General features: G+C 46.4%; 1 protein-coding gene. It reads right to left on the reverse strand.

Translation table 11 applies throughout. From position 1 onward, the window contains the following. Positions 1-224: TRAP transporter large permease subunit (locus tag AAEY88_RS15810; RefSeq protein WP_350563929.1), on the reverse strand; the 224-nt coding region annotated here is incomplete at both ends.

Below are 224 nucleotides of genomic sequence, written 5' to 3' on the forward strand. Positions count from 1 at the left end.
TTTTCCATTTGTGGCAATGCCACTCGCGCCATCGTAGACGCCGTCGCTAGCGAGGATCCTGAAATAGAAGCAAAGATGCCTGATGAGCCAATACCAGCAATCCCAAGGCTCCCTCTAACACCACCAAAGATAGTACGAGTAGAATCGAATAGTTTGGTCGCCATACCAGAATGAGTGGCGAAGACCCCCATTAATATAAACAAAGGAATGGCACTAAAATCATA

This window comes from Psychrobacter sp. CAL346-MNA-CIBAN-0220, from assembly GCF_040309805.1.
GTDB lineage: Bacteria > Pseudomonadota > Gammaproteobacteria > Pseudomonadales > Moraxellaceae > Psychrobacter.